We start from the raw sequence: 13,834 nt of genomic DNA, 5'->3' as shown, positions 1-13,834 counted from the left end.
TCAATTTTTCCATCGACTCGGGTTGCCTCAATTATCTCAGAAAATAAAAAATCATCCCTTTAAAAAACTGATGTTAGCAATGAATTTGACTCGGTATCCGTACCAGTACTGATAAAAAATCTGTGTTTTGGGGCATTTTTACCTATGTCTGCTTTGGCCACCTTTATACTCCCTTACCAAAAACAGAACATATGAAAAGTCTAACACTTATTTTCCTCCTGCTTTTTATAGATGCCTTTCCCGGCACTACGATCAATGACAAGGACCTTAAAGTCACCAGCTACAATAAGAAAAAACAACATCAAAAAGCGCCAAAAAAGGTTTTTATTCGAAGCTTCAAGGGCCTTTTCGAGGTCTTTGAAGAGGCTTCAGCCAGAACCTCCGGATCAAAAAACGACCGAGCCAATCGAACTACATTTACCTCCGGCACCTATACTAAGATGGGAGTCCAAATCTCAGGCGTTGATGTGGATGATTTCCAAAAGATCATAGATGAGGCCTATCAATCCTTCCTTAATCAACTGACTAGTGAGGGCTTCGAAATCCTAAGCGTGGATGAAGCGGAAAAAATTGATTATTTCCAGGGCTGGACTAGGGTTTCCGGAGGAGCTTCCTCCGACGATCAAGCAACTGGTTTTGTGATGATAACACCAAAAGGATTCGACTACCTAGTGAAGGGAATTGCCAAAAGCGGCAGAGAAAAAGGCACCTTTTTAGACATGGCACCCAAAATATCCAAAGAACTTGGGGATGTCTATGTAGCCGATGTCAATTTCATTTTTCCATTCGTAGATCTGGATGCAGACGCTTCCATGTGGACCAATAGCTCTTCGGTCAAAGCTAATATAGGCTATAGAATCGAGCCGATAATAAATACTTCAGATGCGAATCAGCAAACTTCACTTACTGGATTTGTCAAAGGTTTTGGAAGTATGGGCGCCTCTGAAACTATCAATTCTCAGGTACGCTTTATTTCGGGAAATGATATTGGAAACAATCCGTTTTTTGATGCCAAAGTGGAACTGAAGAAGGCCGTCTACTTTGAAGATGTCTTTAAGGACAAAAAAATCAAGGAAGTTACCCAAGCTCAATCCGACATGTTTTCAAAAACAGGTTACTCTACCTTGGTCATGGTATCGGGGGAGCAAAAAACTGTAGCCTCACATTTTGCAGAATGTGATCAGCAGAAATATGTAAGCGCTGCTTCAGGTGCCATTCGGGACATGATGGATACCGGGATTTCAAACTTCGTTTCCATGACTCAAGATTGAGCCATCCCTCCCACCAGATTGTTCTCTAAGGCAAATTTCAAAAGACCAACCAGCGTGTTGGTCTTTGTTTTTTGATAGATATTCTTCCGGTGAGTCTCAACAGTTCGCTCAGATATATAAAGCATTTCTCCAATTTGTTTGTTGGAAAACTCTTCAAAAATCAACTTTAACACTTCCTTTTCTCTTTCGGAAAGGATACGCTCATCTGCGGGGAATCTCATTCGTTGAATCAGGATTTTTTGAATCTCCGTACTAAAGTACATACCACCCAACGCTACCTCCCTCACTGCTTTTAATAATTCTTCGTGGGCAGCTTTCTTTAGCACATAGCCTTCAGCTCCTGTGGCTAAAGCCTCTTTGACTCGATAGGGCTCCTCATGCATGCTTAGAAAAATCAGTTTAGTCTGAGGAAAATGAGACTTGACTTTTTGGGCAAAAGCAATTCCACCGACTTTGGGAATAGAAATATCCGAAATAATCAAATCGGGAACTTTCTTTGCAATTTTTTCCCAAGCCTCCTCCACGGTAGTCGCCGTTTCCACTTCAGTAGCTTCGCCATGATTTTGAATCAAAAACTCCAATCCATCCAAAAGAATGCGGTGATCGTCTGCAAGAAGAATTTTCATTTTCTAAAATATTTAATTGGCATGATGAACGTACGGAAAAGTGACCAAAAACTCAGTTCCCTGCCGCCCAGGCTCGGTAAATAGTTCCAATTTGCCATTAAGCAACTCTGCTCGGGTACTGATGTTTTTCCAGCCGTTTCGCTTACTCTGCCGAAAAATACCAGTATCAAAACCCTTTCCATCGTCTAAGATTTGAAGCCGTGCCACCCCATCATTTTGGGATAACTCCAAAGTAATATTTTCCGCTTTAGCATACTTGAGTACATTATTAATCCACTCCTGACAAATACGGAAAAGATTGATTTCTTCCAATTCATCCATGCGTTCGGATAATTTTTCAGATTCTATTCGAATCCTCACTTTTTGCCCTGCATTGATTCGATGAGCTAAATCCTCTAATGCTGAAATTAATCCATAGCGGATTAAAGTAGCCGGCATCAAGTCATAAACCACATTGCTGATTTCCCTTGACATTTCATCCAAAACCGTATCGGTTCGGCTGACAAGTTCGGTTTTGAATTCCTCTTTGGTATGATTGCTTTTAATCTGAGAGACATACATCCGAAGGGCAGAAATATATTGTCCAAATCCATCATGAAGATCTTGTGCCATCCGCCGCCGTTCCTGTTCCTGAGATTCCAAGGAAGCTTGAATATAAGCTTCTTTCACTTTCAACTCCCGATCTTTGACGAGTAGTTCCTGCTTCCTCTTAGTCCGGTTTTGGTAAAAGAAAAAGGCAACTCCTATCAAAAGTATCAGCAGCCCAAGAGCTGCAAAAGCGAAATAATTTCGCTGAAGAGTCGCATTTTTTTCTAGAATCTCAGCGTTTTGAATTGCAATTTGGCCTTCCTTTTTCTCCAAATCATACTTCACTTGAAGATTGGTTAGGAGTTGAGCATTTTCTTCCTGAAAAACTTGTCGATTAAGTTCTTGGTATTCCTCGAGATAAGCATTGCCTTTTTCAAAGTCCCCTTTTCTAAAATAGATTTTGGCTAGGGTGTTTTTCAACGTCAGTGAATAGTTAACCAACTCCGGGTTTTCAGTCAATATTCCAATACCTCGATTGGCAAACACCAAGGCTCGTTCGGTTTGGCCCAGTTCAATATGAGCCGTAGCGGCATTACTGACTATACTGAGTTCCAATTTGGGATCGGGTGTAAATCCATCTGTATCATCCAAAGCAATATCAAGCATCGACAGACCTTTTTCATATTTTTTCTGCCCTATGTAAAGACTACCGAGATTATCATGCACTCGATGAAATTGTAATTTATTACCTGCGATTTTGGCATTTTCGATTGATTTTTGAAAGTACTTTTCAGCCAGGTCTTCCTCCCCCATTTGTTTATAACAAATCCCCAAGTTCCCGCAAGAAATAGCTATACCATTCGGGTCATTAAGACGCTCACGAATCTCCAAAGCCTCTAAATGATACTTTATCGCCTGATCGTAGAGTTCCAGTTCTTGATTGGCTAATCCCAAATTGGAAATGCTATGAACATAATTAGCCTCTTGGGCATTGGGATCCATTCTGCTTAGTTCCAAAGATTTAGAAAAAAACTCAATCGCCGCTTTGTAGTCCGAGGAATTCAGGCGATTCATACCCAGATTGTTGTTGGAGCGCTGCTCGAGGGCTTTCCAACCTTGCTTTTTGCTTTCTTCTAAGATCTCAGAAAAGATCTTCAAGGAGCTATCGGTCATTTGATTAACATCATAATAGATGCCGAGATTTTGAAGGATTTCAAAGTAAATCCTAGATTTCCCAACCTCCTTTTCGGCTGATTTCAAGACTTCTTGAATCTTGACCTTTGCTTGATCTCCATCGCTGAAAATCATCGAAAAAGTATGCTGCTGAATTGCGCGGTAGCGTATCGAATCGGAGAGATTTTGATTTTGAAAGACTTGTTCCAAACTATCGAGTTGAGCTTGTTGCCTTGCCAAAGAAGGTAAGGCACCAAAGAAAAGTAGGAATAAGAAAGAATATAGACTAAAACGAGACAAGAGCGAAAGAATTAAGTATTCAAAGTAAGTCCTTCTAAACATTTTTCAAATTCTTTTTTTGGATTAGGCTATTTTTTGGCAAAGAAGATATTTAAAATACCCACTGCCACTGATCACAAATACCCATTTTTGGGGATTTCAACTCTCCTTCTTCCTGCCAATCTTGCCATAAAAAAATACCATGAAACTACGATCACTACTTTTAGGCCTTTTGGCCTTTGTCTTTTTCGCTTGCCCTGATAAGGATGATGAAATTCCTCAGGGTTCACTCAATGTAGAAGCTACTATCGACGGACAAGCATGGAGGGCTTCTGGAAACAGCCGTGTTACCAATGTGGGAGGATTTACCGTATTCGCTATTGGAGCTGGGGCGACAGACCGGTCCAATATTGCGTTGACTCTTGATGCCGAGCGTACGGGGAATTTCGATCTTGCGGGGAAAGCCATTTGGACGACCGCTAATCAAGTTGTGTATAGCGCTAGCTCAGGAACACTCACTATCAGCAAAATAGAAGGCGACAAGGTTTCTGGAACTTTTGCTTTCAAAGCCAGCCCTATGACAGGAAGCGGCTCCGAGGTAACCATCTCCAACGGTAAGTTCACCAATATCAACATCATGAGGTAAATTGGCTCTATTCAATAATGAAGCGTTATTGAACGATTTTCTATAAATAACCAAAATCCTATTTGAAGGGATAAAAAGTAATTTTTCAACAATTTGTGAGGGACTTTTTGATTAAAAGGAGGCAAGGGCTTGTCTCCTTTTTTTCATTCAATGCTTGGAAATTTGATAAGAAGATTCGGTATCAGGTTAGGTTAATATGACTCTTGGTTCCATCAAACCTAAAATAATCTCTACCAAAATCCAGCACATTTCTGATTGGCTTTTTTACGGGAACAGCCTTGATCACCATCCTGGACTGAACGTGGCATGACAGATTTGAGTCCATTGAGCTTACATTTAAAAACAAAAAAAGGACACCATTTCTAGTGTCCTTCGTAGTAGCGGGAACAAAACACAATAACGCAAAAAGAAAAAACAGCCTCCGCAGAGTTTGACTACTTTTTCACCCACGATCAATTCCTTTACTAAGCCCTCCTTGAATGAGGTTGAAAAAGTTTATCGCTCTGGATATTATCCTGACATAGCCATTACAATTCCTCCCAGCACAGCTAATGCAGTTACGATAGCAATTAAAGTCAAGGTATTCGAGGTGTTACTCCTTATCCTGGACAACAATCTAACTTGAGTCTCTAAGAGCTCACGCTCACTCATTTGATCTAAAGGTTTTTTTGGAGTTGACATTCTTTAATTTTCAATGAAGTTTTTAATTGAATAATCAACTAAAATAATATAATAATTTCCTTTTTTTCTGAAGACTAAGAATCTTTTAAAACATACTGTAAATTCTTTATATCTTCTTTCCTAAAACTTCTTGTTTCAGCAAAATAGAGGGAAATACTATTTCAGAAGTAAAACCCTATTTCCAAATATGAGCTGCATATAGAGTTCTGCCGTACATGAATTGACTGATACATTGTTTCTCAGCACTATTATAAAGCTATCGAGAATTGGACTGAAATCAAAAAAATAGGCTTGAGCTTAAAACCCTTAAACAAAAAAAGCCGATCATTTCTGATCGGCTTCGTAGTAGCGGGAACAGGACTCGAACCTGTGACCTTCGGGTTATGAGCCCGACGAGCTACCAACTGCTCCATCCCGCGATATATTTTCATAAACTATTTCAAACTTAAGGACTCGAATCTGTGTCCGCCGCGGCGGATATGAGCCCGACGAGCGAACCCTGTCCCGATCCATATCGGGAAACTGCTCCATCCTGCGATATGTTTTAAGCTTTTATAGCTATTATTTCTGTGTTGAATTGCCCTTGTGGCAAATGGTGATACAAAAGTATGCGTTTAATTTTCAAATGCAAAACCTTGAAGCGAAAAAATATTGGATCAAACAGCATCTTTTTGGATGAAGTATCCTAAATCTAATTCTTAAAACATCAATAAGGTGCTCTTAAACAACGCCTTTGCACCCTTTCCTTCCAATTTGAAAATCAAAAAGCAATTACCAAATTTTATTTTGCCGAAAGGCCGAAATCCTCAGTATTGTCTAAAAATCAAGTACCTTTGTAAAAAATTTAGTGAAATGTCGCAAAAATCTCATCAGGCTGGATTCGTCAATATCATCGGGAAACCCAATGTGGGCAAATCTACCCTCATGAATATTCTGGTGGGGGAAAGAGTCTCCATCATTACTTCCAAAGCTCAAACTACCAGACATAGAATCGTCGGACTGACCAACGCTCCTGACTATCAGATCGTTTTCTCTGATACTCCAGGTATGCTCAAACCTCAGTACGAGCTCCAGAAAAATATGATGAATTTTGTCAACATTTCTCTGGAAGATGCGGATATCATTCTTTTTGTGACAGATTTATTCGAAACAGCCGCCGACATCGAACATGTCATCGAAAAAATCAATAATTCCGGAGTTCCAGTCCTTTTGGTCATTAATAAAATTGACCTCGCAAAACCTGGACAGTTGGATGAAGTAACCAACTACTGGACTTCACTCATCAAGGCTGAATTGGTAATCCCAATATCTGCTCAGGAAAAATTCAATACTGAAAAAATTATGCAGGAAATCCTGGACAGACTTCCAGAACATCCGGCATATTATGATAAAGAGGAACTTTCAGACCGTCCTGAACGGTTCTTTGCCTCCGAGATTATTCGTGAAAAGATCTTCACCAATTATAAAAAGGAAGTTCCCTATAGCACAGAAGTTAGCATAGAGGATTTCAAAGAAGATGAAACCATCATCCGCATGCGGGCCAATATCTATGTGGAGCGGGACAGCCAAAAAGGGATCATAATTGGAGATAAGGGAAAAATGCTTAAAAAGGTTGGAATCGAAGCCCGCCAAGAATTGGAAGCATTTTTCGGAAAGAAAGTCTATTTGGAAACCTTCGTTAAGGTGGAGCAAGACTGGAGAAAAAATAAATTAAAACTGAAAAAATTTGGGTACGACCCATCTTGATATGGCAAACATAGTAGCAATAGTAGGAAGACCAAACGTAGGAAAATCCACACTTTTTAACCGCCTAGTAGAGGAAAGAAAAGCGATAGAAGACAACATGAGTGGGGTGACCCGAGATCGCCATTATGGCCATGCACAATGGTCCGGAAAATTCTTTTCTGTCATAGACACTGGCGGATATGTCACCGGGTCCGATGATATCTACGAGGCAGAAATCCGCAAGCAGGTAAAACTGGCAGTTGAAGAATCTGACGTCATTCTTTTTGTCGTGGACTGCCATGATGGTCTTACTGATTTGGATAAGGAGTTTGCCGATGAACTGAGATCCAGCAAAAAGCCAATTTTCATTGTAGCCAACAAAGCAGATAATCTTGAAAAATCCTTAATGGCCAATGAATTTTACGCTTTGGGGCTGAGTGATTTTGAGATTTTCCCAATAGCCGCTGTAAGCGGAAGTGGAACAGGAGAGTTATTAGACCTTGTGGTGGAGCAATTCGAAGATGAAGGAGAAGAGGATCCAGATGCAGGTATTCCAAAGATTTCCATTTTGGGAAGACCCAACGTGGGAAAATCCAGCTTCCTTAATGCCCTTTTAGGCAAGGAAAGATCCATAGTAACCAACGAAGCTGGAACAACCCGAGACGCTATCCACACGCGCTATAAATTATTTGGTCAGGATTTTATCATTACTGACACCGCAGGTATCCGTAAAAAAGCAAAGGTAAAAGAGGATGTGGAGTTTTACTCCGTGATGCGCTCTTTGCGAACTTTGGAAGAATCGGATGTAGTCATCGTAATGATAGATGCTACCAGAGGCCTAGAATCACAGGATATTAACTTGATCTCCTTAGCAATCAAAAACAATAAAGGCATCATGATCATGGTCAATAAGTGGGATCTTTTGGAAAAAGACCACAAGACCATGAATAAAATCAAGGATGATATGATGGAAAGATTGGGCGAACACAAGTGGATCCCGATAATTTTTACTTCAGTTACAGAAAAGCAAAGGATTTTTCAGGCGATAGAATTGGCTGTTAAAGTCTACGAAAACAAAAACCGTAGAATTCCAACTTCCAAATTGAACGATGTATTGCTTCCAGAAATTGAACATTATCCGCCACCGGCATGGAAAGGCAAGTACATAAAAATAAAATATGTGACTCAATTGCCTACAAAAAATCCGGTTTTTGCATTCTTCTGTAACCTCCCCCAATACATCAAAAACCCTTATACGAGGTATTTGGAGAACAGGTTGCGAGAGAACTTTGATTTTGAGGGAGTTCCGGTAAAAATTATTTATAAAAACAAATAAAAAATATTTGAGCGGTTCTTGCATTATTGAAAAAACTTAATCTACATTTGTATCGAATTAAGAAAACCACAAAAAATGAAAAAAGTATTTGCAATTTTCGCAATCGCTGGCTTGATGGCAACTGCATCTTGCGGCAACAAAGAAGTTTCTGAAGAAGCTACTGAAGTAGTAGAAACTGTTGAAGAAACTACTGAAGAAACTGTTGAAGCAGTTGAAGAAACTACTGACTCTGTTGAGGTAGTAGTTGAAGAGACAGTAGAAGAAGTTAAGTAATTTCTTTCTTCCGAAAAATTCGAGAGTCCCCTCACCGGGACTCTTTTTTTTTGCTACTTTTCGAAATGAATTCATCGGAAAAACTCCGACAAATCCTGAGCAAGCATATTCCTGCCAACAGCCTCCCTTACTGCCTGCGTTTATGGGAAGAGAAGCCATTTAATTTTACCATTTCGAAATCACGAAAATCCAAATTGGGAGATTTCCGATACAGAAGGGATAGAAGTATCCAAACCATTACCATAAACGGGGACTTAAACCCATACCAGTTCTTACTCACCTTTATTCACGAAGTAGCCCATCTTCACACCTTCTTAAACTTTGGAATAGAAATCGCACCGCATGGGCAGGAGTGGAAGCAAACCTTTCAAAAACTCATTAGCCCCTTACTCTCAGTTCAGGTATTTCCAAGGGACCTGCTAATCCCACTTCAAAGGCACATGCGAGCTCCCAAGGCTAGTTCTGCTCAAGACTTGTTCTTGATGAAAGAAATGAGCAAATACGACTTACAAAAGGATCTGGAAGCAAACTCTTTTCTTTCAGATCTCCAATTGGGGATTACATTTGAATTGGAAGGAAGAGTTTTCAAAAAAGGAGAAACCCGAAGAACCCGGGTATTATGTGAAGAGATTAAGACCGGGAAAAAATATTTAATCACGCACTTGGCGAAAGTAAAGGTGATTGAGTAAGGTTCGGTATAAGAATCTTAAAATTTCTAGCGGAGGCTTAGCAGTTTTTTTTCTCCCGCAAAGTTGCAAAGTGGGGAAGGCTTGTTTCAAAGCCCATACAAACTAATTCACCTAATTGAGGGAAAAATGACCCTGAGTTTGAGTAGTTATTGGTTATTTGTTATTAGGTTTTTTGTCGACCTTATATCAAATTGAATCCTAACTCTCAAAACTATTGTGGTTTTGTAAAAAAATTCTAAAAGCGAAGCAAAAGGTTTTTCTTCAATAGAAGTTTAAAGGACCGAAGTCAAAAGTGACCGCCTACTGCTAAAAGTCTATTTTCAGATTTCTGAATTCAGCTTTCCAAAAGGGTTCGCAGTTATGCTATACTTACTGAAAACTGCCCACTTTTCAGCATTCTCACTTTATAATTCAGCCTTTTAAGACTGCTTCTGCTCACTGCCTACTGAAAACCGTCTACTGCCTACTTTTCAGACTTCAAATTTCATCCTTCTCACTTCAAACTTCATCCTTCCCTACTCCCTCTCCTCTCCTATCTGATTATCTGGCTGGGAAAAATCCTTGGGTTGTGGTAGTTCCTGAATGGAATTGATGCCAAAATATTCCATAAACTTTGGGGAAGTGCCATAGATCAAGGGACGACCGATTTGATCAGATTTGCCCTTTATTTCTACAAGCTCCTTTTCTAAAAGTTTTTGAACAGAATAATCGCAATTCACACCACGAATCTGCTCAATTTCTCCCTTTGTCACTGGTTGCTTGTATGCAATAATGGAAAGGGTTTCCATTTGGGCCGTGGACAGTCTTTTTTGACTTTGCTGCTTCAATAAAATAGCAATGGAGGTCTGGTAAGCTGGTTTGGTTAAAAACTGATAACCACCCCCAAGCTTTTCCAAAGCAAAAGAAAAGTCCTCTTGCTTATACTTCTCTTGAAGTTCGGCCAATGCCTGATCAATATGCTCCAAAGGCACATCTGCCTCAAACATTTCACTCAGGCACTTATGAATTTCGTCCTTCCCCAATGGAGAAGGACTGCAAAATATCAATGCCTCAATATGCCGATGAAGGAAATCCAAAGACTTATTTTTTAGCCAGTTTAGCTTCTATAGAATGCATAGTGTGTGGCACAGCCTTTAACCTTTCTTTAGCGATTAGCTTGCCTGTATCAACGCATACACCATAAGTACCATTCTTGATTCTAATCAGGGCATTCTCCAAGTTGATAATAAATTTCTGCTGACGGGCTGCCAATTGGCTCAAGCTCTCTCTTTCCAAGGTATCCGCACCATCTTCTAACAATTTGGATGTCGAAGCTGTGTTATCGGTTCCACTGTCATTTTTCTTACTGAGGCTTTCTTTTAAAGAAGAAAGCTCTTCCTTAGCCACTGCCAACTTTTGAAGAATGATTTCTTCAAATTCCTTCAGCTCTTCCTGAGAATAAGCTGTTTTTTCTTCCTGACTCATAGTATTCAAATTAAGTAATAGTACTGGGACGATAATTAACTTTAAAAGTTCCCTAAAATACATGGAGCACTTGGATTTACAAAAAATAAAAGGAAACCGATCATCAAAAAATACAATTTGGAATCAGTCAACTTTATCGAAACAGTTTTACGATAATGGGATAGAAAAATAATGAAACGACCTAAAAATCAGGAGACCATAAAAAAAGCCGTTATGCAACGGCTTTTCCTTTATTCATTAATTTATCGATTCGTTTTTGAAGCACTAATGGATCAATATCTATCCGATACTTCAATTTGAGGTATTGAATTACCTCATTTACTTCTTTTCCTTCGGCAATACAAAGCTTTTGTATGGCCTGATTGATGATTCCAGGTTCCATGGGCTTGAGGGGATGATTAGAACTAAATTACTGATTTTTAAACATTTTTAGAAACCATTTACAAAAAATTAGAGTCTTTCAGCAATTATGATAGTCTTTTTGATTTGCCTTACATTTCCATTTAAATCAAATAAATCAGCTACAAGGATATAATATCCAGTCCGAACTCGCCCTCCATTTGAATTGGTGCCAGTCCAAGAATATAGGCCTGACGTCCCCAAAATTTCATTCTGAGCCAAAATCGCAACAATCCGACCAGCCATGTCATATATTCTAAAAGTTCCCACCCAGCCTGGCTCATTTAATTCATATCTGATGGAAGTAAAGGTATTCCCATTGCTTCCCTCCGGGTCAAATACTTCCGGATCAATTTGAATTATATTTCCCAAAAATTCCTCTTCTATCAATTGAGAATTCTTCATCCCTGGAGTTGCATAGCCCATTGAACCGGAGGCCGAATGCCAATTTGCTATGACTGAGGCAGGAGTTTGCAAAGATATTCTTTCCAATGAAACTCCCTTCGTATCCCTAAGCAAGGGGTGATGTAAACTCTCAATGTACCGAAAGCTCTCTGCAAGCTCATCTGATGGAGCAAGCAATACTACTGTTCCGCCGGCAATCGGATAACTAGGCAAAGTATTTATTTGATGAAATAAACCCATGGCGGACAAAGGATAGTCAAACTTAAGCTGAACCGTATCTGTACTTATGGCTAGCTGTGCCTTTGGCGGAATCACCAAACTCCTATCGCTGATTGCCCTTACTTGATTTACTCTTCCCTGAGCATCCAAATTGGCCAACTTCCAACCTCTCAGGTCCAAATAGCGATTTGTAGCATTCACCAACTCGACAAATTTGGGACTTCCTGTCCGGGAGTTGAATAGTACTTCATTGATCACCACATCTCCGATTTCAGCTTCTGAGGGACGGAGAATTTTGATTTCAATTTCCTCCAATTCATTCCCACTACAATCTTGAAATCCATGAATTTTTAAAGTGCCGGGATTATTTTCCGGAAATGGATTTTGAAAAAACAATGTCACTTCATCGCTATTAATTCCAACAGAGTCTATTTCAATGATTTCTTGAAAACTCAAAAAGTTAGGAAAATAGAGGTTTTGCAGGGGTTCCGAGAAAGTCAAAACCAAGGTCTGTTCATTCAAAAACTCAAAGGCAAGTAACTCTGGTTTAACTAGATCTGGGCTTAAATCAAAAACCGAATTTTCTTGTCCGGGAGTCCCCCGAAAGGATGATCTAGAGGCAAGAAGAAAAGAACTTTGATCGCATCGCAAAAATGGATTTACAACCTCAAGACTATATCCTCCACCACTGAACTCAGTGCCTTTCCAAGAAGCTGTTGTATAGCTAACTTGGTCAATTTCTTTTCCGTTTCTGTCACTTAATTGAACTCGATCACCAGAGTTGAGCAATGTTGGCCAAGAAGAAACTGGAATCACCGAACCAAAAGGCAAAAATTGATTGGCTTGGTTGGTTGGAGCAAGAATAGTGTAGGAATCTGGTTCTAACCAAAAATTACCCAGTGTAGTGGTATTCCTTGAATTAGAAAGCTGAACTCCCTCTACCCTGACTGGATAATCACCGATGTGGAGCAATTCTATATATTCTAAATTGGGAAGGTCATTACCATCTCTTGGCGCAGGCATCAGCTCATTGATGACCAAAGTCTTGTAAGGAATATTGGTAGGATCGAAGAAGGTAAAATTTACCAGCGAATCTTCTAAAAAATTACCCTCTAAATCAGCTATTTGACGAACTCTCAGATCATATAAGCCCCTGTGATCCAAAGTATCCTTGAAGCTTAAATACGCCAAAGAATCTTGCCTGAGAATAGCTGACTCTGGTTCCTTTTCACCCAGCAGATAATTCAATTGAATTTGCGAAAAAACAGGATCCAGTTTTTCAGAAAAGCTGAGTTCTATAGTTTTATTATCATACCCTCTTACCCGTATTATTTTAGGCGCCTCCAAATCCTCTTCTATATCTCCAAATTCAAAATCATCCATCAAAAAACGGGCACAGGATCCAGTCCCGGATCCAAATCGAATTTCCAGTTTTAAAAAGATTTCGGGCTCAGCACTCAACTCTTCAGGAAGTAGAATTTCAAATTTTCTGAATTCTTGATCTTCATTGGCGAATTCATTTTCTGACCCTAATCGAAACCAATTTGTAGGATCATTTTCCAGACTTTTTTCGAATGAATAGAAAACCAACGCCGGACGAGTGCCAGAACCATTTCTAACTGCTCTTGCCCAAAATTGAATCTTCGGGTTTTCATACATATTTGGATTCAGCCGGATAAAAACTTTTCCATCAAAGGTGGAGATTGGCTGAACTGCCAAAGCCTTGGTAGCATTTCTGCCTTGATTAGATTGAAAAATACGGGAAGAACTCGCCCTCAATTCGTTCCCACTCCATTTTGGAATAAATTCTTGTGGATGATTTACAATTTGAAAATCCTTCTCGAAGCCCTCCCTTTGATTAGCGGCTTTCAGAGTCTCTGCCTGAACTATCAACAGGATAAAAATAAAAAGTCCAACTAAAAATCTGACCATAAACATATTAGACTAAAACCGATAAACTAATTTAATAAATCATGATTGATTATTTAAATTTTAGTCTAGAGAAATTATCTATTTGGTTCCTTATTAGAAATGCAGACTATAATCCTTATTGGATATGAAAAGCTTTGCGTATTCAAAAATTTAAAAGCCTGCCCAATGCTCGGATTCTGCCTATTTCA

At 39.5% G+C, this 13,834-nt stretch carries 14 protein-coding genes and 1 tRNA gene; 6 read left to right on the top strand and 9 right to left on the bottom strand.

Annotated elements, in window-relative coordinates; genetic code table 11:
* Positions 1-191: 191 nt before the first annotated feature.
* The gene (locus tag BM073_RS07270; protein ID WP_091652576.1) at positions 192-1,271 is read left to right on the top strand and encodes a hypothetical protein; all 1,080 of its coding nucleotides are present in this window, start codon (positions 192-194) and stop codon (positions 1,269-1,271) included.
* Here BM073_RS07270 and BM073_RS07265 read toward each other — a convergent pair.
* Together BM073_RS07265 and BM073_RS07260 are read right to left on the bottom strand one after the other, a co-directional pair.
* A complete protein-coding gene (locus BM073_RS07265; protein ID WP_091652573.1) occupies positions 1,262-1,897 on the bottom strand; it encodes a response regulator in 636 nt (211 codons plus the stop codon). The two genes, BM073_RS07270 and BM073_RS07265, sit on opposite strands and share 10 nt — an antisense overlap.
* Before the next feature lie 12 nt (positions 1,898-1,909).
* On the bottom strand, positions 1,910-3,898 hold the full coding sequence (locus tag BM073_RS07260) for a tetratricopeptide repeat-containing sensor histidine kinase (protein ID WP_175557869.1): 1,989 nt from the start codon (positions 3,896-3,898) through the stop codon (positions 1,910-1,912).
* A gap of 181 nt (positions 3,899-4,079) precedes the next feature.
* Here BM073_RS07260 and BM073_RS07255 point away from each other — a divergent pair, with 181 nt between their 5' ends.
* Positions 4,080-4,523 carry a DUF6252 domain-containing protein gene (locus tag BM073_RS07255; RefSeq protein ID WP_139217463.1) on the top strand — a complete coding sequence of 148 codons (444 nt, stop codon included), beginning with the start codon at positions 4,080-4,082 and terminating at the stop codon, positions 4,521-4,523.
* A 181-nt stretch (positions 4,524-4,704) separates the two neighbouring features.
* Here BM073_RS07255 and BM073_RS18050 read toward each other — a convergent pair whose 3' ends face one another.
* The 3 genes from BM073_RS18050 to BM073_RS07250 form a co-directional block, all read right to left on the bottom strand.
* Entirely contained in the window at positions 4,705-4,848 is a 144-nt protein-coding gene (locus BM073_RS18050) for a hypothetical protein (RefSeq protein WP_175557868.1), read from the bottom strand.
* A gap of 185 nt (positions 4,849-5,033) precedes the next feature.
* Entirely contained in the window at positions 5,034-5,204 is a 171-nt protein-coding gene (locus BM073_RS18045) for a hypothetical protein (RefSeq protein WP_175557867.1), read from the bottom strand.
* 346 nt (positions 5,205-5,550) lie between these two features.
* Positions 5,551-5,623: transfer RNA gene (locus BM073_RS07250), tRNA-Met, on the bottom strand.
* A 433-nt stretch (positions 5,624-6,056) separates the two neighbouring features.
* Between BM073_RS07250 and era the strand changes: the two genes are divergently transcribed.
* The 4 genes from era (at position 6,057) to BM073_RS07230 (ending at position 9,227) form a co-directional block, all read left to right on the top strand.
* Positions 6,057-6,950 carry a GTPase Era gene (gene era / locus BM073_RS07245; protein WP_091653042.1) on the top strand — a complete coding sequence of 298 codons (894 nt, stop codon included), beginning with the start codon at positions 6,057-6,059 and terminating at the stop codon, positions 6,948-6,950.
* A 1-nt stretch (position 6,951) separates the two neighbouring features.
* Positions 6,952-8,265, top strand: coding sequence for a ribosome biogenesis GTPase Der (gene der, locus BM073_RS07240; protein ID WP_091652565.1), 1,314 nt, complete (start codon positions 6,952-6,954; stop codon positions 8,263-8,265).
* Positions 8,266-8,340: 75 nt separating this feature from the next.
* Entirely contained in the window at positions 8,341-8,538 is a 198-nt protein-coding gene (locus BM073_RS07235; protein WP_091652562.1) for a hypothetical protein, read from the top strand.
* Positions 8,539-8,603: 65 nt separating this feature from the next.
* Positions 8,604-9,227 (top strand): SprT-like domain-containing protein, encoded by a 624-nt coding sequence (locus tag BM073_RS07230; protein WP_091652559.1) that lies wholly within the window; start codon positions 8,604-8,606, stop codon positions 9,225-9,227.
* A 515-nt stretch (positions 9,228-9,742) separates the two neighbouring features.
* Here BM073_RS07230 and scpB read toward each other — a convergent pair.
* The 4 genes from scpB to BM073_RS07215 form a co-directional block, all read right to left on the bottom strand.
* On the bottom strand, positions 9,743-10,303 hold the full coding sequence (gene scpB, locus BM073_RS07225) for an SMC-Scp complex subunit ScpB (RefSeq protein ID WP_091652556.1): 561 nt from the start codon (positions 10,301-10,303) through the stop codon (positions 9,743-9,745).
* 4 nt (positions 10,304-10,307) lie between these two features.
* Positions 10,308-10,691: a TraR/DksA family transcriptional regulator gene (locus BM073_RS07220; RefSeq protein ID WP_091652554.1), complete on the bottom strand. Its 384-nt coding sequence runs from the start codon at positions 10,689-10,691 to the stop codon at positions 10,308-10,310.
* 211 nt (positions 10,692-10,902) lie between these two features.
* Positions 10,903-11,073, bottom strand: coding sequence for a hypothetical protein (locus BM073_RS18040; protein ID WP_175557866.1), 171 nt, complete (start codon positions 11,071-11,073; stop codon positions 10,903-10,905).
* Positions 11,074-11,141: 68 nt separating this feature from the next.
* Positions 11,142-13,646, bottom strand: a complete 2,505-nt coding sequence (locus BM073_RS07215) for a lamin tail domain-containing protein (protein ID WP_175557865.1) — start codon at positions 13,644-13,646, stop codon at positions 11,142-11,144.
* Between the last annotated feature and the right edge of the window lie 188 nt (positions 13,647-13,834).

Source organism: Algoriphagus ornithinivorans (genome assembly GCF_900115305.1).
In the GTDB taxonomy this organism is placed as follows: Bacteria; Bacteroidota; Bacteroidia; order Cytophagales; family Cyclobacteriaceae; genus Algoriphagus; species Algoriphagus ornithinivorans.
Note: the sequence above shows the minus strand (reverse complement) of the source record. Positions and strands in the feature narration are given on the sequence as shown.